Raw genomic sequence first — 25,504 nt, forward strand, 5'->3', positions numbered from 1 at the left:
CCAAATATCGGCTCGATCGAAGCTCCTCGATTGATACCTCCGACAGCAATCGGGCGAGTTCATCGATCCATTTGTCCTTGTCATGGGAATCCCGCAACCAGATGCCTCCTCTCCAGCTTTGCAGACAGGCTTGTTCATGGATCAGCCTTGTATCTACTCTATGCGCAGGAGCCCAGAAAGGTTATCGGCTGACAGGCATGGTGATGATTTTTTTCGGATGCGAATAGATTTACTCGAGGAAGCTTGGGGAATTTCCGTTCCAGGAGAGGAGAGGGATGGCATGATCACGATCAGCCTGTGCATGATTGTTCGGGACGAAGAGGAGACTCTGGGGAGAGTTCTGGACGGCGTCAAGGATATCGTGGACGAAATCATCATCGCGGATACGGGTTCTGTCGACGGAACGAAGGAGCTGGCGGCATCTTACGATCGATGCCGAGTCGTTGATTTCGAGTGGATCGACGATTTCGCGGCCGCGCGCAATTTCTCGTTTTCGCAAGCCAGCATGGACTACATTCTATGGCTGGATGCGGATGACTGGTTCCGGGAAGAAGACAGGCAGGGGCTGCTGCGCTTGAAAAATACACTGGACCCATCCTATGAACGGGTGACCATGCCCTATAATCTTGCTTACGATTCCGCCGGCAACGCGATATCGAGCCTTCGGCGCAACCGGCTTGTGCGGAGGGACCGGGGGTTCAAGTGGATCGGCCCCGTCCACGAATATCTGGAGGCATGGGGCCAAGCATTGGACAGCGACGTCTGCGTCTCGCATGGGAAGGAAAAGGAATATTCGGACCGCAATTTGCGCATTTACCGCAACCGGCAGCAGGCCGGCGAAGATTTTTCCGTAAGGGATCTCTATTACTTTGCGAACGAATTGAAGGACCACGCGTTCTACGACGAGGCGGCGCTCTACTATGAGCAGATGCTTCGCACGGGACAGGGGTGGATCGAGGACAACATTCAGGCATGCCTGAAGCTGGCGGACTGTTACGGTCAGTTGGGGCATAAGGATCTGCAGCTGCAAGCCGCGCTGAGGTCGCTTTGTTACGACAAGCCCCGGCCGGAATCCAGCTGCGCGATCGGCAACGGCTTGTTTGAAAGGGAGTTGTACGAGGCCGCTCTCTATTGGTACGGGCTTGCTGCCGCCATGGAGCCCCCCGTTACGATGGGGATGACGAACCGCACCGCGTCTACCTGGTACCCCCATCTGCAAATGTGCCTTTGCCTCGATCGGCTGGGTAGATTCAGGGAGGCATTCGAGCATAATGAACAAGCGCTCGCCTTTCATCCGGATCATCCGAGCATGCTGCACAATCGGGAGTATTTCCGCTCGTCGCATGGAATGGTTCCCGATGCCGGCGTCCCGGCTGCGGTTGAAGGCTGATTCATGCAAGCAGAAGCATCCGGCGGGACGGATGCTTTTTTGTTTGCCCACCTGCCTTGGCAAAGCTCTATTTGCTGCGGTAAATCCAGTCCCGTCGCCGATCCGGGCATGCCGGAATTTGATGAGATAATTCTCATTTATTTCTAAGAAAGGCCTTGAAAGGCATGTCCCCCTTGGATTTCCGCTCTTCGTGGAAAATCTTAGGCCGTTTAAAATCTGCTACAGTTGGGTGAGACCAACAACCCGAGGAGGTTTTCACCAACATGAGCAATAATTGGTTCAACCGCAAGCTGATCGGAACGAGTCTGTGCGCCGCCGTCGCATTCACCGCTATCGGAGCCGTATACGTCCCGCCGACCCCTGCAGCAGCGGCATCATCTTCCTATGAGACCACCATTACATATGGCGTCAATATGCGCACTCAGCCAAGCACCTCCGCCGGCAAGATCCGCATGCTGAAAAAAGGCGAAGCGGTTCATGTCGTCGGCCAGGCCAACAGCTACTGGCTGCATGTCCTGACCGCCAAAGGAGAGAGCGGTTATATCTCCTCCGGAAGCCAGTACACCACATACACCGCCCCTGCTGCAGGAGGGGGCGGAGGAAGCGCGCAGCCGGGAGTCGGCGCGAAAGCGGATCAGGTCGTTTCGCTGGCGCAAAGCTACATCGGCAAAGTGTCGTACAGCTACGGCGTCCGCAATGAGAGCAAGCTGATCTTCGACTGCTCCGCCTTCACCCAGTTCATCTACGGCAAAGCCGGAGTCAGCTTGAAATGGGGGACAAGCTCCCAGAAATCCCAAGGAACCGCCGTCAGCCGGGCGAATCTGAAGAAGGGCGACCTCATCTTCTTCGACACCGTCGGAACGAACAACGGCGTCATCAACCATGTCGGCATCTACATGGGCGACGGCAATTTCATCCACAACACTCCGTCCGCCAACGGGGTGACGGTCAACAGCCTGACATCCGGCTGGTGGAAAGACCGTTTTGTATCCGCGCGCAGCGTGCTGTAGAACCCGCTCGCAGCGTGCAGGAGGAACTCGCCTCGCCGGAATGCGCAGCAAGGTGTGGAAGCTCGCCTCGCATCATCGCGCATCATTCCCGGTGCCATGGATTTTCGCCTTGCCTGTCTGTCCGGCGACCGCCAGGGTTCCACTGCGCATCGCTTCCAGCCAGCGGCAAATGCCGCAATCGAAGAAAAGCTGCTCCTCCAGGAGCGGCTTTTTTGCGTTTTCCTGATTATTTTTACGTCTTTTTTACGCCGCGGCCGCCGATCTTTACCCCGTTTTTACGGCTGCCCGAAGTACCATTTCCCTATGCGGTAGAGGAAATGAGAACCATAAGGGAGAGTTGAAAATGTTCAATCAGGATTGGAGCCTGCTGCTGCTCACGGGACTCGCGTTTCTGGCGTTCCGAGGTCTGATTTCCTTCGCGGAGAGGTCATAAGGAGGGAATAAGCATGCTTGTGCTCGCTATCATCGCTTTTGTCTGCATGGTCTACCTGGGTTTTGTTCTGGTTTATCCGGAGAAATTTTAATGAACGCCGCAAGGGGGAGCTAAGACGTGGGAATGGGAATGCTTCAGGTCGCGGTTACGCTTGCGATCATCATGCTGCTGGTCAAGCCGGCCGGAACGTATCTGGTCGCCGTGTTCGACTACGGCAACGGCAGGACGAAGCTCGACAGATGGTTCGGCTGGGCGGAGAAGCCGCTGTACCGGATGGCCGGCATCAAGGAAGAAGAGAACATGGGGTGGAAGGGTTATCTGAAGGCGATGCTCCTCACCAACTTTATTATGCTCGTCATCATGTACGCCATTCTTAGATTGCAACAATATTTGCCTCTCAACCCTGACGGAATCGGCAGCATGCCGCCGGCTCAAGCCTTCAACACAGCCGTATCGTTCATGACGAATACGAACTGGCAATCGTACAGCGGCGAGAATGCGCTCTCCTATTTCTCGCAGATGGCGGCGATCACCTTCCCGATGTTCACATCGGCGGCGACGGGATTTGCCGTCGCGATCGCGTTCATCCGCGGAATCGCGGGCAAGGGCGATGCGCTCGGCAACTTCTACGTCGATCTGGTCCGCGCCGTTACGCGGGTATTTCTCCCGCTCAGCTTCGCGGCGGCGCTGTTCCTGGTTTTCCAGGGCGTTCCGCAGACGATCTACGGAGCGATAACGGCCACGACGCTGGAGGGGGGCCAGCAGACGATTGCGCGGGGCCTCGTCGCTTCGCTTGAATCCATCAAGCACCTGGGCACGAACGGCGGCGGCTGGTTCGGCACGAACGCGTCGCATCCGTTCGAGAATCCTACGCCTCTGACCAATCTCGTCCATATCGTGAGCATGATGCTTCTGCCGACCGCGCTCGTGTACGCCTTCGGCTTGATGATCCGCAACAAGCGCCAGGGCTGGGCCGTGTTCGGCGCCATGGGCTTCATCTTTGTGGCGATGCTTGCCCTCGTGATGGCGTCGGAATATCGCGGCGTGCCGGCTCTCGATGCTGCCGGGATCCACGGCAATATGGAAGGCAAGGAGGTCCGGTTCGGCATCGCGGAGTCCTCGCTGTTCACGGCAGTCACGACAGCGGCGACGACGGGCAGCGTGAACAATATGCATGAATCGCTGACACCGCTCGGCGGACTCGTGCCGCTGGCGGAAATGATGCTGAACAACGTGTTCGGCGGCAAAGGCGTCGGCCTCCTGAACGGCCTGCTGTACGCCATTCTGGCGGTGTTCATCTGCGGCCTTCTCGTCGGCAGGACGCCGGAATTCCTCGGCAAGAAGATCGAGGGCAAGGAGATCAAGCTGGCTTCCATCGCCCTGCTGGTTCATCCGTTCATCATCCTGGCCCCGACCGCGCTCGCGCTTCTGACGCCGCAGGCGGTCGCCTCCATCAGCAACTCCGGCATGCACGGCTTGTCCGAAGTGCTGTACGCCTTCACTTCGGGAGCCGCGAACAACGGCTCGGCCTTTGGCGGACTCAATGCCAATACAGACTTCTACAACGTGGGCATCGGCCTCGTCATGCTTGTCGGCCGCTATGTGTCCATCATCGCGATGCTCGGCATCGCCGGCTCGCTGGCGGTCAAGAAAACCGTGCCTCAAGGGATGGGGACGCTGCGCACCGACACCGGCTTGTTCACAGGCATTCTGATCATGATCATCATCGTCATCGGCGCGCTGACATTCCTGCCGGCTCTGGCCCTCGGCCCGATCGCCGAGCATCTGGCGATGCCATGACGTCCGCGAATACGGGAAGGGAGCTTCAAGCAATGGAAGAAAGCCGCAAGAAAACATGGTCCAGACAAATGGTGGGAAGGGCGATGCTGGACGCTCTGATCAAGCTGAATCCGATCGTCATGGCGAAAAACCCGGTCATGCTCATCGTGGAGGCCGGCACCGTGATCGCCCTGCTGCTGGCCATCGATCCGGGTTTGTTCGGAACCGGAGAAGCGGGCAGAGGCTACAATATCGCCGTCTTCTTCGTCCTGTTCTTCACCGTATGGTTCGGCAACTTCGCCGAAGCGCTCGCAGAGGGGCGGGGCAAAGCCCAGGCGGATACGCTGCGCAAGACGAAAAGCGAGACGATGGCGGCGCTGATCCAGAAAGACGGCTCGCTGAAGCAGGTCGCTTCCACCGCTCTGAGGAAAGGCGATCACGTGCGGGTAGAGGCGGGAGAAATCATTCCGTCGGACGGCGAGATCGTAGAGGGCCTCGCCTCCATCGACGAATCGGCCATCACCGGGGAATCGGCTCCCGTCATCAAGGAAGCCGGCGGCGACTTCTCCTCGGTAACGGGCGGAACGAGAGTCGCTTCCGACTGGATCGTCATCCGGATCATGGCCGATCCCGGGGAGTCCTTCCTCGACCGCATGATAGCGCTGGTGGAAGGAGCCAAGCGGCAGAAGACGCCGAACGAGCTCGCCTTGACGACGCTGCTGGCCGTTCTCTCCATGATCTTCCTGATCGTCATTGTCACTATGGTGCCGATGGCCGATTATCTGGGCATCAAGCTCGATCCCGCCACGCTGATCGCCCTGCTTGTGTGCCTCATCCCGACTACGATCGGGGGCTTGCTCTCGGCCATCGGCATCGCCGGCATGGACCGGGTGACTCAGTTCAACGTGCTGGCCATGTCGGGCAAGGCGGTCGAGGCCGCAGGCGACATCGACACGCTCATCCTGGACAAAACAGGCACGATAACGTACGGCAACCGGATGGCTTCGGAATTCATTCCGGTGAAGGGCGTCTCGGAGAGCGAGATCATCCATGCCTCGCTGCAGGCTTCCGTCCGGGACGAGACGCCGGAAGGCCGGTCCATCGCGGAGCTCGCCCAGAAGCTCGGCGAGAGCTGGGACGATCGGGATTACGCCGGTGCGGAAGTGATGGACTTTACGGCCGAAACAAGGATGTCGGGCATTGCGCTGCCAGGCGGGCTGGCCATCCGCAAAGGCGCCGTCGATTCCGTGCGGAGGGCGGTCGCGGAGGCCGGCGGTCTCATTCCCGATGATCTGGAGGAGAAGGCGGCCGTCATCGCGAAGTCCGGCGGCACGCCGCTCGCCGTCTCCTCCGGCGGCCGCATCCTGGGGTTGATCCACCTGAAGGACACGGTGAAGCCCGGTCTGAAGGAAAGATTCGCGGAGCTGAGGTCGATGGGCATCCGCACCGTCATGTGCACGGGCGACAACCCTCTGACGGCGGCTACCATCGCGCTCGAAGCCGGCATCGACGACTATATCGCCGAAGCGAAGCCGGAGGACAAGATCGCCGCGATCCGCCGCGAGCAGCAGCAAGGAAGGCTGGTCGCGATGACGGGCGACGGCACGAACGACGCCCCGGCGCTCGCTCAGGCCGACGTCGGCCTGGCGATGAACTCCGGCACGATGGCGGCCAAGGAAGCGGCCAACATGATCGATCTCGACTCCGACCCGACCAAGCTGCTGTCGGTCGTATCGATAGGCAAGCAGCTGCTCATCACCCGCGGCGCGCTGACGACGTTCTCGATCTCCAACGACCTGGCCAAATATTTCGCGATCCTTCCGGCCATGTTCATCACCGTGCTGCCGCAGCTGTCCTCGCTCAACCTGATGGGGCTGAGCTCGCCGTCCTCGGCCATCCTGTCGGCGCTCATCTTCAATGCCGTCATTATCCCGCTGCTTATTCCGGTGGCGATGAAAGGCGTCAAGTATCGGGCGCTCAGCGCGGACCGGATGCTGGCCCGCAACATCCTCGTCTACGGCGTCGGCGGCGTCATCGTGCCGTTCATCGGCATCAAGCTGATCGACATGCTGCTGTCCGGCCTGCATTTGATCTGACCACCTGGCTGCCATTCATACCATTCATTTTCAGCAGGAGAAGGAGCTGTACCTTATGAAAGCATTCATGACCGCATTCCGGCTGTCGGCGCTGCTGCTCGTCCTATGCGGGATCCTATATCCGCTCGCGACGACCGGAGCCGCGCAGCTTCTCTTCCCGAAGCAGGCCGAAGGAAGCCTGATCCATGTCGGGTCCGTACCCGCAGGCTCGGAGCTGCTCGCGCAGGAGACGGCATCGCCGGGGCGCTTCCAGCCCCGAGCATCCATGGCCAAGTATGATCCGACCGCGTCATCGGGCTCCAACCGGGCTGTCGGCACGAAGGAATATGTGGAAGAGACGCTGGCCAAGGCATCTGGTTGGCGCAAGCAGAACCCCGATCTTGCCGAGGTTCCGGCCGATCTCGTCACGGCCTCCGGATCGGGCTTCGATCCCGATCTGTCTCCGGAGGCGGCGAAAGCCCAGATTCCCCGGATCAGCCAGGCCAGCGGCATTCCGGCGGAGGACCTGACGAAGCTGGTGGACCGGCTGACGAAAGGGCGCCAGCTCGGCCTGTTCGGAGAGCCGAGGGTCAATGTGAACGCCCTCAATCTGGAGCTGTCCAAGCGGACTCCGTAGGCCGGGCATGGATTCTTACCGCAGGAAGTCCCCGGAGGAATTGCTGGAGTCGATCGACAGGCTGAAGCGCGGCCTGCTGACGGTCTATATCGGGCCGGTCAGCGGGGCGGGCAAGACGTATCATATGCTGCGCGAAGGCTGCGCCCGCGCAGCCAAGGGAGTCGACGTCGTCATCGGAGCGCTTGCCGCGCCGGTGTGGCCGGAGACGCTGGAGCAGGTCGGCGCGCTGGAGGAAATTTCGCCGCTCGTCTGGACGGAGAACGGCACGGGCATGCAGGATCTGGACATCGACCGCATCCTGGAGAGGATGCCGGAGCTGGTGCTGGCGGACGGACTCGCACACCGCAACCGCCCTGGGGCTCCGCGGCCGACGAGGCTCGAGGATATCCGCCTGCTGATATCCAGGGGCATCAGTGTCATGACGACAGTCAATGTCTATGAGCTGGACGGATACAAGGAGCTCGCGCAGAGGCTGACCGGCGTCGAGGTCCGCTGCACGGTTCCCGACGATACGCTGGAGCTCGCGGATGAGGTCCGGCTGATCGATGTGACGCCCGAGGCTCTGCTGAGCCGGATGGAGGACGCCAAGCGGAGAAGCGGCAAGGACGCTCCTCTGCTGCGCCAAGGGAATCTCGGCGTGCTGAGGGAGCTTGCCCTTCGCTTCGTGGCGGAGGAGGTGAACGAATCGCTGCGGCGCTATCGCCAGGGGATGGGGCTGTCGGGTCCTTCCGGAGCCGGCGAGCATATCCTGGTCAGCACCCAATATCATTGGAACGGCTCGCTGTATATCCGCCGCGGCGGACAGATCGCCAGGCGCCTCGGAGGGGCGCTTTCGGTCGTAACCTTCCAGGATCCCCGCAAGCCGCTTTCCAAGGAAGGGGCTGATTTCCGCCGCAGCATGCGGAAGCTCTCCTCCAAGCTGGGCAGCTCCTTCGAGGAGCTGCCGAGTCCGGGAAGGCGCCGCCTTGCGGATGAGCTTGTCCGCTACGCCCACGCCCATGGAGTGACCCGCATCATCATGGGCCATTCCCGGCAGAGCCGCTGGGAGGAATGGCGCAAGGGCTCGGTGCTCGGCACGCTGCTCAAGAAAATGCGGAACGTCGACCTCTATCTCATCGCCGACCGGGAGTCCGGCGACGGCAGCCGCATCGTGACCGGAGCGTCGAGGGAAGGCAAGCGGCAGGAGCCGCATCGGCGGCTGACGGATGATGAAGTCAAGGAGGAGATCGGCAAGATCGGCAGGGGGCGCCTCAAAGTGTTCATCGGGGCGGCTCCCGGCGTAGGCAAGACGTATGCGATGCTTCGGGAGGGCAACGATCTGCTCGATAAAGGCATCGATGTCCGGGTCGGGCTGCTGGAGACGCATGGCAGGCCGGACACGCAAGCGCAGCTCGGCCGGCTCCCGGTCATTGCCCGCGCGGCTGCGGAGGTGAAAGGCGCATCGCTGCAGGAGATGGACGTGGACGCTGTCATTGCCGCAAGGCCGGAGGTCGTGCTCGTGGATGAGCTGGCCCATACCAATATTCCCGGCAGCCGCAGCCGCAAGCGCTACGAGGATGTGCAGCGGATACTGGAAGCGGGCATTTCCGTGCTGACGACGGTCAATATCCAGCATCTGGAGAGCCTCAACGATGCGGTGGAGCAGATTACCGGCATCCGGGTGAGGGAAACGGTGCCGGACCGCCTGCTGCGGCTGGCGGATGAAATCCAGCTGATCGACGTCTCTCCCCGTTCGCTGCAGCAGCGGATGCGGGAAGGGAAGATCTACGCCATGGACAAAGTGGATCAGGCGCTGAACCACTTCTTCCGCACGGGCAATCTCATCGCCTTGCGCGAGCTCGCCTTGCGGGAGCTCGCCGACGATGTCGACGAGCGGCTGGAATCGCGGAGCGACAGCGGCTCGCTGCGCGGCCCGTGGCGGCGCAAGGAAGTCATCTTCGTCTGCGTCAGCGCCTCCCCGGGAGCGGAACGTCTTATTCGCCGCGGCTTCCGGACGGCTTTCCGGCTCAAGGCGGATTGGCATGTCCACTACGTGCGGGACGGCATGGACTCCCGAGGGGACGCCGCACGGAGGGTGGAGGAGCTGGAGAGGGTCACGATCCTTCTTGGAGGAGATTTCGTCGTTCACCAAGGCGGATCGCCTCGCGAGACCGCCGCTATCCTTGCGGCCGAAGCCGGGAAGGCGGAAGCGACCCAGCTCGTCATCGGGCAGCCGAGCCCGTCGTTCTCCAAGGAATGGAGGAACGGCTCGCTCGTCCGGAGCCTCCTCCGCGAGGCGAGGCATCTGGATGTGCTCATCGTTGCTGATTACGAGCCGGGACATGCGCTATAATAGGCAGAGCTGCAGGAGCGCGCGGCGCAAAGGAGAGATGCGGATTGTCAGTCAGCGGCAAGCCGGCGGATGGCGAGAACGTTCCTGAGAACGTCGGAGCGGAAGCGGGAGGGGGCGGCGCGAGCCGGAGACGGAACGCAGCCATGCCCTATGGAATCGTAGCCTTGTCGATCGGCGTGCTGTCGGTATGCCTTCATCTGCCCGGCTTGGCTTACGATACGGTGAACGCTGCCTTGCTCTTTCTGTTCCCGGTGCTGTTCGCCGCCGCATACGGAGGGAGAGGGCCGGCCGTTTTTGCGGCCGTCGCCGGCATACTGGCGTTCGACTTTTTTTTCATTCCTCCGGTATGGAGCTTTACGGTGGCGGATTTGCGCTATCTGATTTCTTTTGCTGTCTATCTGGCCGTCGCCCTCATGACGGCCGGACTGGCGGCTCGGCTCAAACGGCAGGCCGAGGCGGCTAGGCGGCAAGAGCGCGGCACGGCGGCGCTATATGTCATGAGCCGGCTGATGTCCGACGTCAGCGATGTCCCTGCCGTGCTCCGCGCGTTCAGCGGACATATCCGCGGCGCTTGCGGATTGGCCGCCGATTTTTATGTGCCGGACAAGGAAGGGGAGCTCCGGCCGTTCGGGCTGAATCCGCCGGACGGTTCCGTGAATGGGACGGTTCGAGGGCAGGAGCTGCAAGGCCAGGACCCCGTGCTGATCGCCCGCTGGGTGTACCGGCACGGGGAGCCTGCCGGACAGGGGACCGGCAAGCTCGGCGGCTCCGCCGGATGGTTCATGCCGCTCAAGGCGGAGGACCAGACGTACGGGGTGGCGGAGATTCATGCCCTCGGACAGGACATTTCCCCGGCCGTCGTCCTGCAGGTCGAGGCTTTGAGCGGCCTGGCCGGAAGCGCGCTCGCCCGCATCAAGCGCGGAGAGGATGCCAAGCTGGCCCAGCTGACCGCCGAATCGGAGCGGATGCGCACCGCGCTGCTGGATTCCGTCTCGCATGAGCTGAGAACCCCGCTGGCGGCCATCATCGGCTCCTCGACCGGCCTGCTGGAATCCGGCGCGCTGTTCTCCGAGGAAGACCGCTCCGAGCTGCTCGGCACGATTCGGGACGGCGCGCTGCGCATGAACCGGCTCGTGACGAATCTGCTCGGGATGGTGCAGCTGGAGAGCGGCATGATCAAGATGCGGCGGGAATGGCTGGATGCCGGCGAGCTGGCCGGAATCGTGATCCGCCAATTGAAGGAAGCGTTGGGGAGGCGCAAAGTGCGGCTTATGATCAGCGAGGATCTGCCGCCGCTTCCCGGAGATATCGTCCTGCTGGAGCAGATGCTGGCCAATATCGTGAGCAACGCCATCAAATATTCTCCCGATGGCAGCGACATCAGGCTGCAAGCCTTTGTCCGCGGCCGGAATCTGGTTCTGCGCATCGAGGACGAGGGCCCCGGATTGAGCGAGGAGGAGGGGCGGCGCATCTTCGACAAGTTCTACCGCTCGGAAGCGACTCGCCATATTCCGGGCACGGGACTCGGACTCTCGATCGCCAAGGGCATCGCGGACATGCACGGGGGTTCCATCAGTGCGGGGCCGGGGAGCTCCGGCAAGGGCGCGGCCGTGACCGTGCTGCTGCCGCTGGCCATGCCTTCCAACGCACAGCCGGCCGAATCATCAGATCCAGCGACAGAGAGCAGGGAATAGAGATGACAACCGAACGAACAGGAGCGCGGGTGCTGATCATTGACGACGAGCCGCAAATCCGCAAGCTGCTGAAGGTGACGCTGCAGGCGCATCAATATGAAATCTATGAAGCCGCCACGGCGGAGTCGGGAATGCTGGAGGCTTCCATGCACCATCCGGATCTCGTCATCCTGGATCTCGGCTTGCCCGACATGGCTGGCATCGAGGTGCTGAGACGGCTCAGGGAATGGTCGTCGGTGCCGGTCATCGTGCTGACGGCCAAAGACCGCGAGGAAGATAAGATCGAAGCTCTGGATGCCGGAGCCGACGATTACGTCACGAAACCGTTCGGCATGGGCGAGCTGGTCGCGCGCATGCGTGTCGCCCTGCGCCATGCGGCCAACAAATCCGGCGGCGAGCCGGTGCTGCGCTTCGGGGAGCTCGCCATCGACCTGGCCCTCCGCAGCGTAGAGCTGTCGGGCAGCCGCCTGAAGCTGACTCCGACGGAGTACGACCTGCTGAAGGCGCTGGCCTCCAATGCCGGCAAGGTCATGACGCAGAAGCAGCTGCTGCAGCAGGTGTGGGGCTCCAGCAATCTCTCCTCCGAAGGCCATTATTTGCGAATCTACGTCGGGCATCTCCGCAAGAAGCTGGAGGAGGATCCTGCGGATCCGCGGTATATTGCCACCGAGCCGGGAATCGGATACCGGTTTTTGACCGGGGAATGAGGGTTCGTCCCGATAGCTTCGGAGAAGCGGAAAGCGGCCTGGACTCCTGTGCGATCGAAGAACGCGCAAGGAAAGCCGCTTGAAATCCCTAGGGACAGACGGACCAGCCGCCTGCGCCAAGAGACCCGGCGCCTCGGATAGCGCCGGGTTTTCTTGCGTCTCAAGCGACCGGATATTCCGACTCCAGGCGGGCATTGGCATAGAAGGGCGGACGGATGGCGATGAGCGGCAAAGCGAATGCATAGGGGGCGTAAGCGACCTCGACCGTTTCCTTGGAATAGGGAATGAGCAGCAATTTGATGCTCTCGTCATAATAGTACTTCACATGGATCTCCTCCTGTAAGCCTTGTTCTGCCTGATACTATATTCCACTCGGGGCCATCCGGGCACATCGCAAAAGAGGGAGCCGGGTGGGCAGGCACGGCAGGCGCCCATAGCCCATAGGCTATGGATACAAGACGGTTCAGGAGGTAGGACGCGGCATGAGTGAAAAGAAAGACGACGGCCTCAGCGAAATCCGGGACTTGCAGGAATGGTTCGAGAACTGCAAGCAGAGCGGTTATCCGCTGTATCCGGCCTACGGCAGGATCACCCGCTACGAGGATGTGCAGATCAGCTTCCCGGAGCAGCGCCAGCTGTTCCAGCCAGGTCTGGAGAAGCTCATGGTGCCTCGCCCGATCATCGAGAACCCCCATTACAGAGGCAGCGGCAAGCTCGAGGGCAAGGTCGCGCTCATTACGGGCGGCGACAGCGGCATGGGTGCCGCTGTCGCCATCGCCTTCGCCAAGGAAGGGGCGGATGTCGCGATCTCCTATCTCGACGAGCATGAGGATGCCGGACGCACCAAGGCTCGCGTGGAGCATTTTGGAGGCCGGTGCCTGCTGCTGCCCGGCGACCTTCGAGACAAAGCTCACTGCAAGGATATCGTCGCCAGGACGGTCGAGGCGTTCGGCTGCCTGAACATTCTCGTGAACCATGTGGGCATCCAGTTCCAGCAGAACGAGCTGACCGATATTACGGATGAGCAGTTCGACGAGACATTCAAGGTCAACATCTATTCTCATTTCTATACGACGAGGGCGGCGCTCCCGCATCTGAAGGCGGGAGATGCCGTCATCAACACGGCGTCGGTCGTGCCCTATGTCGGGGAGAAGCTGCTCATGGACTACACCGCATCCAAGGCCGCTATCGTCGGCTTCACGCGGGCGTTGGCCAAAAACCTGGCGAAAAAAGGCATCCGCGTCAACGCCGTCGCCCCCGGGCCGATCTGGACGCCGCTCATTCCGTCGAGCTTCTCCGCCGATCAGGTCGCCGTCTTCGGAACGGACACTCCGATGGGGAGGCCGGGCCAGCCGTTCGAGCTGGCTCCGACCTGGGTGTACCTCGCATCGGACGATTCCCGTTATGTGACGGCGCAGGTGCTCCATGTGGACGGCGGCCTGTCGACGAATTCATGAGCCGCTGCGACTGCTGCTGCTGTCAGAGCGGCTCCCGCGCACAAGAAACAGCCGATCCAATCTTGGGATCGGCTGTTTCGTCTGGGATCGTGGCGGGGGTCAGCCTCGCTCCATGGCGGACTTCATGTCCTGCAGCTTGCCGGCGACGTCGTGGACGAAGGCGTCGGTTTCTGGTGGAGAGAGGAAACGGAACTCGTAATCGCCGCCCCAATGCTGCTGGAAAGCATGGCCGGTGTAATAGGCGGAGATCCGGTCGATCTGCTTCTGGATCTGTCCAGCCGGGAAGAGGTCCAGATAGTCGGGGAAATCGCGGACGCTGCTGAAGCAGCGGGTGAAGATGCTGGCGGGCTCCTTCTCCAGATACAGGAAGTCGGCTCCGTACCAGTCGCTTTTCAGCCGGGAGGAGCGGTCCGGCATTCCCTCAAGAGCTTGCGTGGCAGGCTCCTTTCTTTTGCGCTTCTGAAGCTCGATCCATTCGACGTCGGTCAGCAGATGGCAGTAGCAGCCGAGCAGGAATGCGGTTCGAGGATTCATGGCATCCGCTGTCTCCGCTCCTTCCGGCAGATACGCTTCCAGGAACCGTTCCGGGCGAATCCTTTTGTCGGCGTCGAGGAAATGGGTCGCGGTCTTGGGGGGCTGGAACTGCCCTGTGTCCGGATCGGGCAAGCCGCAATCCGGACCGATGTGGCCGACGACGAACTCCGGCACGCTGGCCTTGAATCCGTTCTTCAGCATTTGATCCGCGATTCGAAAATGGGTCATCCACGTTGCCATGTCTGCCTCCGAAAATCCCGATGCACGGGAGAATGATTTCATGACGAGGCTTGTCCGGAAAAGGTTCCGCGCTCTCCCAATTCTTTCTTGATTCACCTAGGAGTGGAGTGGCTGAAATGCTCCTTGGCGTACCGGATCCACTCCCGCGCGGCAAAGCTGAGGTATTGCCCCCGCCTCCAGATCATGACGATATTCCATCCGATCGACGGATTCACAAGGGGAACGGCCGCGACTCGGGAGGGGTCCAGCCTGCGGCAGATCGATTCCGGCAGAAGGGCGACGCCGAGTCCCTCGGCGGCCATCTCGTAGATGAGATCCCACTGCGAGCTTTCCATCAGGACGCGGGGGCGGAAGCCGAGCGCGTCGCATTGCTCGTAGATTTTTGCATGAAGGGCGAAGTCCTCCCGGTACATGACGAAGGCTTCCTCGCGCAGCTCCTGCAAGGACAGCTCGGTCGCTCCGGCGAGAACGTGGCCGCGCTCCATGACGACGAATAGATTCTCCTGCAGGATCGGGAAGGAGTCGAACAGATCCTCGCGGACCGGCGCCAGCACGAGGCCGGAATCCAGCAATCCCTCCGCCACATCCGATTCCACCCGGATCGCGCCATGCTCCTCCAGTCCGATGGACAGGCCGGGATGCTCCTGCAGGAACATGCGGACGACCTTGGGAAAGACTGTGGCGCCGACCATCGGGGGCAGGCCGATGCGGATCCAGCCGCTCTTGAAGCCGGCGAGGTCGGCGAGCTCCGACTTCAGGCTTCCCGCCAGCCGGACGATATCCTGCGATTGGGACAAGATGGCCTGACCGGCATCCGTCAGCTTGATTTTACGGCCATTGCGGACAAACAGCGGCGTTCCCAGCTCCTGTTCGAGCTGGGCGATCGTCTTGCTGATCGTCGGCTGGGTCACATGAAGAGCTTCGGCAGCTCTTGTGAAGCTTTCCTGCTTGGCGATTTCGAGCATGTATTCCAGATGGCGCAGCTCCATGGCTCCTCCTTTTGTCATAGACAGATGGAATGCGAGCGATTCCTATTATTCATTTTACGTATATTCGTATCGGGAATAAACTGGGTGCAGGAGGGATTTTACATGAATATCGCCAGCTTTCTGCGCGGAACCGCGCAGATGCTTTTTTTCGTCGCCGTATACGAAGCCATGACGCTGCTGTCTTCGCTGCTTTCACTTCCTGTCCCGGGAAGCGTCCTCGGGCTTGCCCTCGTCTTCATCCTGCTGCGCACCGGGATCATCAAGCTCGGCTGGATCGAGCTCGGAGCCGGATGGCTGCTCGCCGAGATGCTGCTCTTCTTCATCCCGCCTGCCGCCGGACTCGTTCAATTCGGCCCGCTGCTTGCCGGCAGCGGCCTTCAGATTCTGCTCGTCATCCTCATCAGCAGCGTGCTCGTCATGATCAGCGCGGGAGGGCTCGCCCAGCTCGCAGGCCGCCGCCGGGAGAGAGGGGGAGAACGATGAGCGCGCTCGCTGCGGCAGGCTTTATCTTCCTGACCGTGCTGGTGTACGGGGGGAGCAAGCTGGCGCATCGGCGCTGGAGCATCCTGATCCTGTCTCCCTTGATCGTGACGCCGGCAGCCATCATGGCTATTCTCGCTCTGTGCCGGATCCCGTATGAGACCTATAACGAGGGAGGCCGCTGGCTGAGCGCCATGGTCGGTCCGGCGACGGTCGCGCTGGCAGTGCCGCTGCATAAGAATGCGGCTCTGCTGAAGAAGCATAGCCTTGAGATCGCGGCCGGAGTCGCCGCCGGCTGGATGACGGGAACGGCGGCCGCGCTTGGAATCTGCCGGTTGTTCCACCTCGACCGCATGCTGGCGGATTCGCTCCTGCTCCGGGCGACGACGACGCCGATCGCGCTTGCCGTCAGCGGCATGATCGGCGGGATTTCGACCTTAACCGCCGTATTCGTGCTGATCACCGGCATTCTGGGCACGGTGCTCGGCCCGCTCGTGATCTCCTGGACGCGAATCCGCAGCGAAGTAGCCCAGGGGGTTCTGATGGGCAGCAGCGCCCATACGGCCGGAGCCCACAAAGCTTTCGAACTCGGAGCCGTGCCGGGCTCCATCGCCAGCGTCTCCATGCTTCTGAGCGCTTTCCTTTCCTTGTTCCTCATTCCCTTGGTGGCCGGCTTCGTGGCTTGACTGCAGGCGAGAGACGGCGCAGGCTGCGGGTCCGGACTCGTATCCGGAAGGCCGCCTCCATGGTACAATTTCACGAGAAGACAGGGGGCTGCATGCAAGATATGACGACGACGATTTATTTTTCATCGAACAAGCTGGGCGACGTAACCTCGGAGCAGCTGCAGAAGGCGCTGGACCGGTTCGCGCTCGGCCGGCTTCGAGGCTGTCGCCGCACGGCTAGCGGGGCCGGAGGCCAGACGCTGTTCCTGGAGTCGGACGGAGGGGAGTTCGTGCTGAAGGGAAATCCTTTATATGAAGGACAGCTGAACGAGGAACGGCATTTCGCGACGGGGCTGCTGCAGCGCGGACTTCCCGTCCCGGCTCCATACCGGCTGGATGAACGGACGGATATTTTCGGCTGGCCGTATGCCGTCATGCCGCGGCTGCCGGGCATCCATCCCCGGGATCTCGCGCTCGAAGACGAGGAAAGCCTGCGCAAGCTCAGCTGCCTGCTGGCGGACACGCTCCATCGGATGCACGAATGGAAGTCGGAGAGCAGCGGGGAATGGATACCCGCCTCGGGAGAAGTCGAGCCGTTTCCAGGCTCCTACCGGGAGTGGCTGTACAGCCGGATCCGCCGCTGGCTCCGGGATGCGGAGAATTACGCGCCGGTGGCGGCGGAGGATTGGGCGTGGGCGGAGGATATCCTGGATGCCGCAACGGATTCATTCGACCGCTTCGACCGGCCCGTCTATGTCATGGGGGACTTCAAGTTCGATAATCTGCTGGTCCGCCGCAACGGAGACCGGTGGGAGCTGAGCGGCCTGTTCGATTTCACGAACGGCTATTTCGGAGACGGGGCAGCCGATCTGCCCAAGGTGGCGACCCAGTTCATCGACCGCGGCAGATCCGATCTCGCGGAGCGGTTCGTTCTGGCTTATCGGGACGGACTGGACGATGTGGAAGGGTTCGATCAGAGAATCAAGGTCCATATGCTTCATCAAAAGGTACTGGATTGGGGCTGCTTCCATGCGATCGGCGCGGTCAGCTGGAATCCGGAATGGACGTTCCGGGAATGGGCATCCCGCTACATAAGACGCTAAACGGCTTGCTGTCCCGCGCGGCTTTGACCCGGCATGAACCCGCTCGCATGCGAGCGGGTTTTCTTTTTGATTCCCGGCTTGACGAAACAACCTAACGCCGTTATGATTGGCGCGAATTCAAGCTGTTGTTATCCTAACAAACCTAACAATCAGCCATTTTTGGGAGCGCTAATGCGCATAGGGAGGACTGGCATATGACATCGATCGTCATCGGAAGCTGGACGTTCAGAGCGGTTGACCGCGGGGAAGCATGGCTGGAAGCAAGTGTTCCCGGATGCGTCCACACCGATCTGCTGCGCAACGGAAAAATCGAGGATCCTTTCTATGGAACGAATGAACATCGGCTGCAGTGGATCGACAAGCAGGACTGGGAGTACGAGGCCCGGTTCGATGCCGCGGCGGAGCAGCTGGACGAGGACTTCGTGCAGCTCGCGTTCGAGGGACTGGACACGTACGCGGACGTAACATTGAACGGAACCCGCCTGTTCTCGGCGGACAATATGTTCCGCATCTGGAAGGCCGATGTGAAAGGCCTCCTCCTGGAAAGCGGCAACAAGCTCCATATCCGCTTCCGCTCGCCCGTCAACGAGGATCTGCCGAAGCTGGAGCGGCTCGGCTATGCGCTTCCGGCGACGAACGACCAGTCGGAGCTGGGCGGCCTTGGAGACAAGCGGATCAGCGTTTTCGCCCGCAAAGCCCCTTATCATTACGGCTGGGATTGGGGCCCGAGATTCGTGACGAGCGGCATCTGGCGTCCGGTCCGTCTGGAGAGCTGGTCGGGCGTCCGCATCTCGGATCTGTTCATCCGGCAGGACGCCGTCTCGGCCGAAGCGGCCGAAGTGACGGCCGTTGTCGCGGTGGAAGCCGCCGCCTCGGGTCCCTCGACGATCGCCGTGCATGTGGAAGGACAAGAGCATACGCTTGAAGCGGACTTGGAGACGGGAATCCAGACGCTGGAAATCCCTGTTCGGCTCGACAACCCGCGCCTCTGGTGGAGCCGTGGCCTCGGCGAAGCCGCTATGACGGAGTTCCTGGCCAAGGTTGAACAGCGGGGCGGAGCCGCCGACTGCAGGACGGTCCGGACCGGTCTGCGTTCCGTCCGTCTGGTGCGCGAACGCGACGAAGCCGGCACCTCGTTCTTCTTCGAGCTGAACGGCGTCGCCGTGTTCGCCAAGGGAGCGAACCATATTCCGAACGACAGCTTCGTCGCGGAAGTGACGGAGGACCGTTACCGCCATGAGATCCTGTCCGCGGCCGAGGCGAATATGAACATGCTGCGCGTATGGGGCGGCGGCATCTACGAGCAGGATATTTTCTACGACCTGTGCGACGAGCACGGCATCATGGTCTGGCAGGATTTCATGTTCGCCTGCAGCATGTATCCCGGCGACGAGGCCTTCCTCGACAATGTGCGCGCGGAGGCCGAGGACAATCTGCGCCGGCTGCGCAACCATCCGTCCATCGTGCTCTGGTGCGGCAACAACGAGATCGATTCCGCCTGGGCCCACTACGACGAGAACGGCGGCTGGGGCTGGAAGAAGGCGTTCACCCCGGAGCAGCGGGAGCGCATCTGGGCCGACTATGAGGCGATCTTCCACAGGCTGCTTCCCGAAGCGGTGGATGCGCTGGCGCCGGGCGTCGGTTATTGGCCGTCCTCGCCGCTGATCAGCCTTTCCGAGGATGCCGGCCAGCATGCCTTCCCGGAATCGGCGGCCGGAGATGTCCACTACTGGGGCGTGTGGCATGCCGTGGAGCCTTTCGAGAACTACAAGCTCAAGATCGGCCGTTTCATCAGCGAGTACGGCTTCCAGTCCTTCCCGGAATACAGATCGGTGCGCTCCTTCGCCGAGGAAGCCGATATGGAGCTGCTGTCCACCGTCATGCTCGCCCATCAGAAGAACGGAGCCGGCAACCGGCTGATCAAGGAATATATGGACATGTATTTGCCGGAGCCGAAGGACTTCCCGGCCTTCCTCTACGAAAGCCAGATTCTGCAGGGCGAGGCGATGAAGATGGCGATCGAAGCCCATCGGCGCCGCCGTCCTTACTGCATGGGCACGCTGTACTGGCAAATGAACGATTGCTGGCCGGTCGCCTCCTGGGCGGGCATGGATTATTTCGGCCGTTGGAAAGCGATGCATTATTACGCCAAGCGCAGCTTCCGGGACGTTCTGCTCTCCGCAGACCGGACCGGCACGGGAATCGATTTCCATCTGGTGAACGATTTGCAGGCATCCGTGCAAGGCACCCTCAAGGTGAGCCTGCTGGATTTCTCCGGTCTCGCGCTTGCCGAGCGCGAGGTGCCGGCTGCGGCGGCAGGCGGCCAGTCGCTGCTGCTGTTCTCGCTAACACGCGCAGAGCTGCTGCCGGAAAGCGCCGACTCCGATTCCGTTCTGGTGACGGCGGAGCTGATTGCGGAAGACGGCTCGCTGCTCGCCTCAGCGTCAGCCTTCTTCGAAGGAGATCGCCAGCTTGCGCTCGCTCCGGCATCGATCGATGTGGAAGAGATCGAGGGCAGCGGCGGCAGCCGCTTCCGCGTCAGCGCCAGCCGCCTGGCAAGAGCGGTATGGCTGCAGAGCGACAGCGAAGGCATGTTCAGCGACAATTTCTTCGACCTGGTGCCGGGACGGCCCGTGACGGTGGCGTTCATGGCGCTGAAGCCGGGCGCAGCCCGGCATGAGGCTGCCGACGCCGGTCGGGTGACGGCCTCGTCCATGGCGGATGCGGTGAAAGCCCTCGCGGCGAAAGGCTGAGCAGGAGCAGCCGGACCGGGCCGTTCCGCTGTCTCGATGACAGCGGAACGGCCTTTTCCTTCATCGATGCCAGAGGCGCGGAATTGCCGGAAACGCCAAGGCGAAAAGCTGCCGCGGCGTTGTCTGCGCCATGTCGAACATTGACGTTCTCTGACGAGTGGCGTTAAAATCCAGTAAGATCGGCTTGTTCTTTTTTTATGGCTGGACAGGTTCCCCCCCCGCGCGCTGACGCTGGGATGGATTCAAGGACTCCGGTTAAAAAGGAACGGAAGGCCGGAGCCGAGATGCGCTCTTGAGCAGGATGCGCATGGGACTTGCCGACTGGCCGTCCTATGCCGCCGGCGGCGGCAATCTCTTTCATTCGTCAGGTTTCCCTTTTGAGATGCAGGTAGTACAATGTTTGCACATACGAAAAAGTAGAAAAGGAGATCCTTATGAGCGAAGAGAGCCTCTTTTCCCCGATAGAACCTGACGGCAGGCGGACAAGACTCCAAGCGGAGAAGCCCGGACTGCAGCAGTACAGATCCGTCGTGCTTCATAATCCCCATCCGCTCGTCATGATGGATTCTTCCTGGAGAATCTCCATCGTGAATCCGGCGTTCACCGAGAAGCTCGGCTGGTCCCAGGAAGAGCTGGCGGGCATGGATGCGATTGAATTCCGAGCTCTGCTGATGCCCCAGACGGACATCGACCTGGAGCAGTTCGGCGCGGGCGGAGCGGAGCCGGTTTCCTACGAAAACCAATGCAGAAGCCGGAGCGGCAAAATTATCAGCCTGGAGGTCGTCTTTTACCCTTTGAAGACGGACAACGGGGATATTTGCGGGTACCTGTTCTCCCTGATGGACATATCCGCCCGCAAGGAAGCCGAGCTCAAGCTGCAGGAGACGATCGAGAGATATACCTCGCTCAAGAAGTACAACCATGATGCCGTCATATCCCTGGATCTGAAGGGATGCTTCATTCATTGCAACGCAGTCGCCGAGAGGCTGCTCGGCATGCATGCCGAGGAGCTTGTCGGCAAAGACTTTTCTCCCTATGTCAAAGTGCCGGATATCCGCTCCGTCTTGGCGGACTCGCATGAAGGGGACTCGGTCGAGCGGCGGATCAACGAAATCGTGAATCGCGACGGGAAGGCGGCGGAGATTCTCACCTCCGTCGCTCCGATCATCATCAACAAGCGGATCATGGGCTATTATCTGATCGCCAAGGATATCACCGAGCAGAAGAAGCTGCTCATCGAGAAGGAGGCCGCGGAGTCCACGACCCGCGCCAAGAGCGACTTCCTGGCGATGATGAGCCATGAGATCCGCACGCCGATGAACGGTGTCATCGGCATGACGCAGCTGCTGCTGGATTCGTCCGATCTGAGCGACGAGCAGCGCAGCTTTGTCGAGATCATCCGGCAGAGCGGGCAATCGCTGCTGACGATCATCAACGACATTCTGGACTTTACAAGAATCGAGGCCGGCAAGACGGCCATCGCCAAGGCTCCGTTCAGCATCCGTGAGCTCGCAGCCGAGACCGTCTCCGTCCTGATGCCGGAAATTCTCGAGAAGAGGCTGTCCGTCGATTCCAAGGTCGACGGCGATGTGCCCGACATGCTGCTCGGCGACGGGGGCAAGCTGAGGCAGGTGCTGTTGAACATCATCGGCAACGCCGTCAAATTCACGGATTCGGGCGGTGTCAGCCTCCATATCTCGCGGAAGCAGTCGACCGATTCCGGCGTCATGCTCCTCGTCAAGATCAGGGATACGGGAATCGGCATTCCCGCCGATGCGCTGCCGCTCCTGTTCAATCCGTTCAGCCGACTGGACAACTATATGACCCGTAAGGTGGAGGGGAGCGGTCTGGGCCTTGCCATCTCCAAGAAGTTCATCGAGCTGATGGGCGGAACGATCGGAGTGGAGAGGGTGGACGGGCCGGGAGCTTGCTTCGCCTTCACGGTCAGACTGGACCGCAGCTTTGAGCAGGCGGCTCAAGCCGAACGGACCGAAGCCGGAGCGGAGGATGCCCGTTCCTTCAAGATCCTGATTGGCGAGGACAACGAAGTGAACCAGATGGTTCTGCAGAAGATGCTCGTCAAGCTCGGCCACGAGGTGACGGTCGCCGGCAACGGTACGGAAGTGGTGGAGGCCTTCCGCAAGGACGGCGGCGGATACGACATGATCTTCATGGATGTGCTCATGCCGGTCATGGACGGGATGGAAGCGACCCGGTGTCTGCGCGGCCTTTCTGAAAACGCAGACAAGCCTTATATCGTCGCGGTTACAGCCAACGCCCTCAAAGGGGACAGGGAAGCCTGCCTCGCCGGCGGCATGAACGATTACATCAGCAAGCCGATCCGCAAGGAAGCGCTCTTGCAGGCGCTGGAACGCTACCGGCTGCAGAAGCCGAGAGGAGACAGGCATGGCCAAGACATCAACCGATACCGCCAAGTTTAAGCTGGAGAAGCCGAGACTTGCTGCGGCCGGTCTCGAGCAGCCCGCCCATCCCTTGTTTGCGGATTCAGGCAGCTATCACGAAAATCTGCTTGTCCGCGAAGCGGCCGTGGAGGAGCGGAATACGGAGCGCTCGGTCGCGGAACGGGTTCTATGGCAGCATGTCACGTTCGCGGACTGCCGTCTCGACAGGCTGGAGCTGACGGATTGCCGGTTCGAGAATTGCGATCTGTCCAACATCCGGCTTGACGGGGCGGTGCTTCATCGGGTAGAGTTCCACAGCTGCAAGCTGGTGGGCGCGGATCTGTCGGGGGCGGTGCTGCGCAATGTTCTTTTTGAAGACTGCCAGGCCGATTACGCCTCCTTCCGCTTCGGCAATTTCAAGGGGGTCAAGTTCAGCGGCAGCAGCTTGAACCATGCGGACCTTTACCGGTCCGAGCTGGCCAAGACGGCATTCGAGGACGTGCAGCTGGACCGGGCCCAGCTGTCCGGAACCCGCCTGTCCGGAATCGATCTCAGCACCTGCGAGTTCCATCATCTGGGCGTCGAGATGGAGGATCTGAAGGGCTGCATCATCGCGCCGGCCCAGGCGATCCTGTTCACGAGAATTTTCGGTCTCGTCGTCAAGGAGTAGCCTCCACGCCGAGACATGAAGAAGGACCGGGCGCGAGCAGACATGCTCGCGTCCGGTCCTTTTTTTTGGCGGGACGATTTCGATTTCCTTTAGAACGCCCAGTTGCCGCCGCGGAAGATCGGCTCCAGGGTGCCGTCCTCGAGGATGCCGTCGATATCCATTTCGGCGGAGCCGATCATGAAGTCGACATGGGTCATGCTCGTGTTCAGCCCTTTTTCCTTCAGCTCGTCCTGGGACATGCCCTTGCCGCCTTCGATGTTGAAGGCATAGGCGCTGCCGAGCGCAAGATGGTTGGAGGCGTTCTCGTCGAACAGCGTATTGAAGTACAGGATGTTGGAGCGGGAGATCGGGGAGTCGTAAGGCACGAGAGCGACTTCGCCGATCCGGCGCGCGCCCTCGTCCATCTCCAGCAGTCCTTCCAGAGCGGCAAGCCCTTTCTCCGCCTCGGCCTTCACCACGCTGCCGTTCTCGAACGTCAGCTTGAAGTTGTCGATGATGGTGCCGCCGTAGCTGAGCGGTTTGGTGCTGGATACATAGCCGCTTACGCCGTCGGCCTTGGCCGCCGTGAACACTTCCTCCGTCGGAAGGTTGGCGACGAATTGTTGGCCTTGGATATTGTGGCTGTCCGCCGCGACCCACAGATGGCCTTCCGGAAGCTCGATCGTCAGATCCGTTCCAGGGGCGGTGTAATGCAGCTTCTTGTATTTGCGCGAGTTGAGATGCTCCGACTTGGCGTTCAGGCTGGCGATATGCTCCTTCCAGGCGGCGACAGGATCGTCGAGATCGGCGCGCACGGCCTTGAGGATGGACGTCCACAGGCTGCTGTACTGCTCCTCTTCCGTCGATCCGGGGAATACCTTCTTCGCCCATGCTTTGGACGGCGCCGCGACGACGCACCAGCTGAATTTGTCGGACTGCATCATCTGGCGGTATGTAGAGAGGGCTTTGCCGTAGGTTTTCTGGTGGTTGATGATGCGCTCCTGGGAGACGCCCTTGAGCAGATCCGGATCGGAAGATACGACGCTGATGACAGCCGCGCCTTCCTGGACAAGCTCCAGCATTTCCCCGGCATACCATTTGGGCTCGTCGAGGAACGCTTCATCCGGCGCCAGCTCGTAGCGCAGGCGGGCAAGCGTGTCGTCGTTCCAGTTGACCTTGACGGTGCGGGCTCCTGCTCCGTACGCTTTTTTGGCGATCAGGCGAACGAGGTCCGCGGCGTCAAGAGACGCGTTGATGACCAGCTTCTGGCCGGGCTGGATTTGGACGCCGACCTGAACGATCAAATCCGCATACCGCTCGATTTGCTCTTTCAGTTTGGTCATGTTGATTCCTCCATTCATTGTGCGGGTTCCTGATTATTGTACACGATCTGTTCCGAAAAATGAAAACGCCATGCTATGATGGGAAGACCAATCCGCCTGCCGGCGCCTGAAAGGAGAGGGAAGGCTTGTTCTCCTGCCAACTGAGTCCCGACCTGGAGCTGAGGCTTCTGGAGTCGAGATATGCACGTCCTTTGTTCCGGACGGTCCAGCAGAACCGGGACTGTCTGGACAAATGGCTTCCATGGGTCAAGCATATCGAGAATGTCGACGATATGAAGGATTATATTGAATTCGAGCAGAAAAGAAGGGAGCTTCAGCAAGGCTTCTCCGCGATCATCCTCGAGGGCGGAAATCCTGCCGGCGTCGTCAGCTACCAGGAGCTCGACTGGCGCAACAGCAAGGCTTCGCTCGGCTATTGGCTGAGCGCCGACTGCCAGGGAAGAGGAATCATGACGCTGGCCTGCAAGGAAATGGTCCAGTATGCCATCGTGACGCTGGAGATGAACCGGGTCGAGATCAGATCCCGTTCGGACAACGTCCGCAGCCGGAGCGTCGCCGAGAGGCTGGGCTTCACGCTCGAGGGCCTGCTCAGGCAGGAAGAGCGGAGCGGAGCCTCCTTCTACGACCATGCCGTCTACGGCATGGTCGCCTCGGAGTGGGACCGGCAGAAGAGAGCCCGCCGGGAAGCGGCAGGAGACAGCCGCGGCGCCGCTGGCGCGACGTCGGAACAATGACTCCGGATGCGCGCAGCTTGATCGATGCGAGGCCGGCGAGTCAGCCGGCCGGATTCTGGCTGCTCATACTATCATCAGCCTGCCGCCTGAATGGGCGG

22 protein-coding genes are annotated in these 25,504 nt (G+C 61.0%); 18 read left to right on the top strand and 4 right to left on the bottom strand.

What is annotated here, in order from left to right:
- The first annotated feature begins 280 nt into the window (after nucleotides 1–280).
- The 10 genes from CIC07_RS09920 to CIC07_RS09965 all read left to right on the top strand — a co-directional run bounded on the left by CIC07_RS09920 (nucleotide 281) and on the right by CIC07_RS09965 (nucleotide 12,057).
- Nucleotides 281–1,390 carry a glycosyltransferase gene (locus CIC07_RS09920; RefSeq protein WP_076356688.1) on the top strand — a complete coding sequence of 370 codons (1,110 nt, stop codon included), beginning with the start codon at nucleotides 281–283 and terminating at the stop codon, nucleotides 1,388–1,390.
- Nucleotides 1,391–1,393: 3 nt separating this feature from the next.
- Nucleotides 1,394–1,537 carry a hypothetical protein gene (locus CIC07_RS09925; protein ID WP_157741890.1) on the top strand — a complete coding sequence of 48 codons (144 nt, stop codon included), beginning with the start codon at nucleotides 1,394–1,396 and terminating at the stop codon, nucleotides 1,535–1,537.
- A gap of 116 nt (nucleotides 1,538–1,653) precedes the next feature.
- Entirely contained in the window at nucleotides 1,654–2,400 is a 747-nt protein-coding gene (locus CIC07_RS09930) for a C40 family peptidase (RefSeq protein WP_076356686.1), read from the top strand.
- A 479-nt stretch (nucleotides 2,401–2,879) separates the two neighbouring features.
- Entirely contained in the window at nucleotides 2,880–2,924 is a 45-nt protein-coding gene (locus CIC07_RS25850; protein WP_481855896.1) for a potassium-transporting ATPase subunit F, read from the top strand.
- A gap of 32 nt (nucleotides 2,925–2,956) precedes the next feature.
- On the top strand, nucleotides 2,957–4,633 hold the full coding sequence (kdpA, locus tag CIC07_RS09940) for a potassium-transporting ATPase subunit KdpA (RefSeq protein WP_076356682.1): 1,677 nt from the start codon (nucleotides 2,957–2,959) through the stop codon (nucleotides 4,631–4,633).
- 32 nt (nucleotides 4,634–4,665) lie between these two features.
- The gene (gene kdpB / locus CIC07_RS09945; protein WP_076356680.1) at nucleotides 4,666–6,708 is read left to right on the top strand and encodes a potassium-transporting ATPase subunit KdpB; all 2,043 of its coding nucleotides are present in this window, start codon (nucleotides 4,666–4,668) and stop codon (nucleotides 6,706–6,708) included.
- Nucleotides 6,709–6,763: 55 nt separating this feature from the next.
- On the top strand, nucleotides 6,764–7,324 hold the full coding sequence (gene kdpC / locus CIC07_RS09950; RefSeq protein WP_076356678.1) for a potassium-transporting ATPase subunit KdpC: 561 nt from the start codon (nucleotides 6,764–6,766) through the stop codon (nucleotides 7,322–7,324).
- A gap of 40 nt (nucleotides 7,325–7,364) precedes the next feature.
- Nucleotides 7,365–9,656 carry a histidine kinase gene (locus CIC07_RS09955; RefSeq protein WP_327205381.1) on the top strand — a complete coding sequence of 764 codons (2,292 nt, stop codon included), beginning with the start codon at nucleotides 7,365–7,367 and terminating at the stop codon, nucleotides 9,654–9,656.
- Nucleotides 9,657–9,700: 44 nt separating this feature from the next.
- Nucleotides 9,701–11,350: a DUF4118 domain-containing protein gene (locus CIC07_RS09960; protein ID WP_083688031.1), complete on the top strand. Its 1,650-nt coding sequence runs from the start codon at nucleotides 9,701–9,703 to the stop codon at nucleotides 11,348–11,350.
- Nucleotides 11,351–11,352: 2 nt separating this feature from the next.
- The gene (locus tag CIC07_RS09965) at nucleotides 11,353–12,057 is read left to right on the top strand and encodes a response regulator (protein ID WP_076356674.1); all 705 of its coding nucleotides are present in this window, start codon (nucleotides 11,353–11,355) and stop codon (nucleotides 12,055–12,057) included.
- Nucleotides 12,058–12,217: 160 nt separating this feature from the next.
- Here CIC07_RS09965 and CIC07_RS09970 read toward each other — a convergent pair whose 3' ends face one another.
- Nucleotides 12,218–12,382 carry a hypothetical protein gene (locus tag CIC07_RS09970; protein WP_165895324.1) on the bottom strand — a complete coding sequence of 55 codons (165 nt, stop codon included), beginning with the start codon at nucleotides 12,380–12,382 and terminating at the stop codon, nucleotides 12,218–12,220.
- Between the two features lie 157 nt (nucleotides 12,383–12,539).
- Between CIC07_RS09970 and CIC07_RS09975 the strand changes: the two genes are divergently transcribed.
- Nucleotides 12,540–13,514: an SDR family oxidoreductase gene (locus CIC07_RS09975; protein ID WP_083688030.1), complete on the top strand. Its 975-nt coding sequence runs from the start codon at nucleotides 12,540–12,542 to the stop codon at nucleotides 13,512–13,514.
- Between the two features lie 99 nt (nucleotides 13,515–13,613).
- Here the strand turns inward: CIC07_RS09975 and CIC07_RS09980 are convergent, their stop codons facing one another.
- Both CIC07_RS09980 and CIC07_RS09985 read right to left on the bottom strand, forming a co-directional pair.
- Entirely contained in the window at nucleotides 13,614–14,288 is a 675-nt protein-coding gene (locus tag CIC07_RS09980) for a hypothetical protein (protein ID WP_076356672.1), read from the bottom strand.
- 92 nt (nucleotides 14,289–14,380) lie between these two features.
- Nucleotides 14,381–15,277 (bottom strand): LysR family transcriptional regulator, encoded by an 897-nt coding sequence (locus tag CIC07_RS09985; RefSeq protein WP_094248007.1) that lies wholly within the window; start codon nucleotides 15,275–15,277, stop codon nucleotides 14,381–14,383.
- Between the two features lie 102 nt (nucleotides 15,278–15,379).
- On the opposite strand from CIC07_RS09985, the gene CIC07_RS09990 reads away from it, so the two are divergent.
- From CIC07_RS09990 to CIC07_RS10015, 6 genes are all read left to right on the top strand, one after another.
- On the top strand, nucleotides 15,380–15,760 hold the full coding sequence (locus CIC07_RS09990) for a CidA/LrgA family protein (RefSeq protein ID WP_094248008.1): 381 nt from the start codon (nucleotides 15,380–15,382) through the stop codon (nucleotides 15,758–15,760).
- Nucleotides 15,757–16,443, top strand: coding sequence for an LrgB family protein (locus CIC07_RS09995; RefSeq protein ID WP_076356670.1), 687 nt, complete (start codon nucleotides 15,757–15,759; stop codon nucleotides 16,441–16,443). Before CIC07_RS09990 ends, CIC07_RS09995 begins: the two co-directional genes overlap by 4 nt.
- Nucleotides 16,444–16,544: 101 nt before the next feature.
- On the top strand, nucleotides 16,545–17,525 hold the full coding sequence (locus tag CIC07_RS10000) for a phosphotransferase family protein (protein ID WP_076357106.1): 981 nt from the start codon (nucleotides 16,545–16,547) through the stop codon (nucleotides 17,523–17,525).
- A 194-nt stretch (nucleotides 17,526–17,719) separates the two neighbouring features.
- Entirely contained in the window at nucleotides 17,720–20,278 is a 2,559-nt protein-coding gene (locus CIC07_RS10005; RefSeq protein ID WP_076356668.1) for a beta-mannosidase, read from the top strand.
- 434 nt (nucleotides 20,279–20,712) lie between these two features.
- Nucleotides 20,713–22,719: a PAS domain-containing hybrid sensor histidine kinase/response regulator gene (locus CIC07_RS10010; RefSeq protein ID WP_076356666.1), complete on the top strand. Its 2,007-nt coding sequence runs from the start codon at nucleotides 20,713–20,715 to the stop codon at nucleotides 22,717–22,719.
- Nucleotides 22,685–23,350 carry a pentapeptide repeat-containing protein gene (locus tag CIC07_RS10015; protein ID WP_076356664.1) on the top strand — a complete coding sequence of 222 codons (666 nt, stop codon included), beginning with the start codon at nucleotides 22,685–22,687 and terminating at the stop codon, nucleotides 23,348–23,350. The genes CIC07_RS10010 and CIC07_RS10015 overlap by 35 nt, the downstream gene beginning before the upstream one ends.
- 89 nt (nucleotides 23,351–23,439) lie before the next feature.
- On the opposite strand, the gene CIC07_RS10020 is transcribed toward CIC07_RS10015, so the two are convergent.
- Complete coding sequence (locus CIC07_RS10020; protein WP_076357104.1) at nucleotides 23,440–24,672, bottom strand: aminopeptidase; 1,233 nt, start codon at nucleotides 24,670–24,672, stop codon at nucleotides 23,440–23,442.
- A gap of 125 nt (nucleotides 24,673–24,797) precedes the next feature.
- On the opposite strand from CIC07_RS10020, the gene CIC07_RS10025 reads away from it, so the two are divergent.
- Nucleotides 24,798–25,406 carry a GNAT family N-acetyltransferase gene (locus CIC07_RS10025; protein WP_076356662.1) on the top strand — a complete coding sequence of 203 codons (609 nt, stop codon included), beginning with the start codon at nucleotides 24,798–24,800 and terminating at the stop codon, nucleotides 25,404–25,406.
- Nucleotides 25,407–25,504 lie beyond the last annotated feature (98 nt).

The organism is Paenibacillus sp. RUD330 (assembly GCF_002243345.2).
Classification (GTDB): Bacteria; Bacillota; Bacilli; order Paenibacillales; family Paenibacillaceae; genus Paenibacillus_O.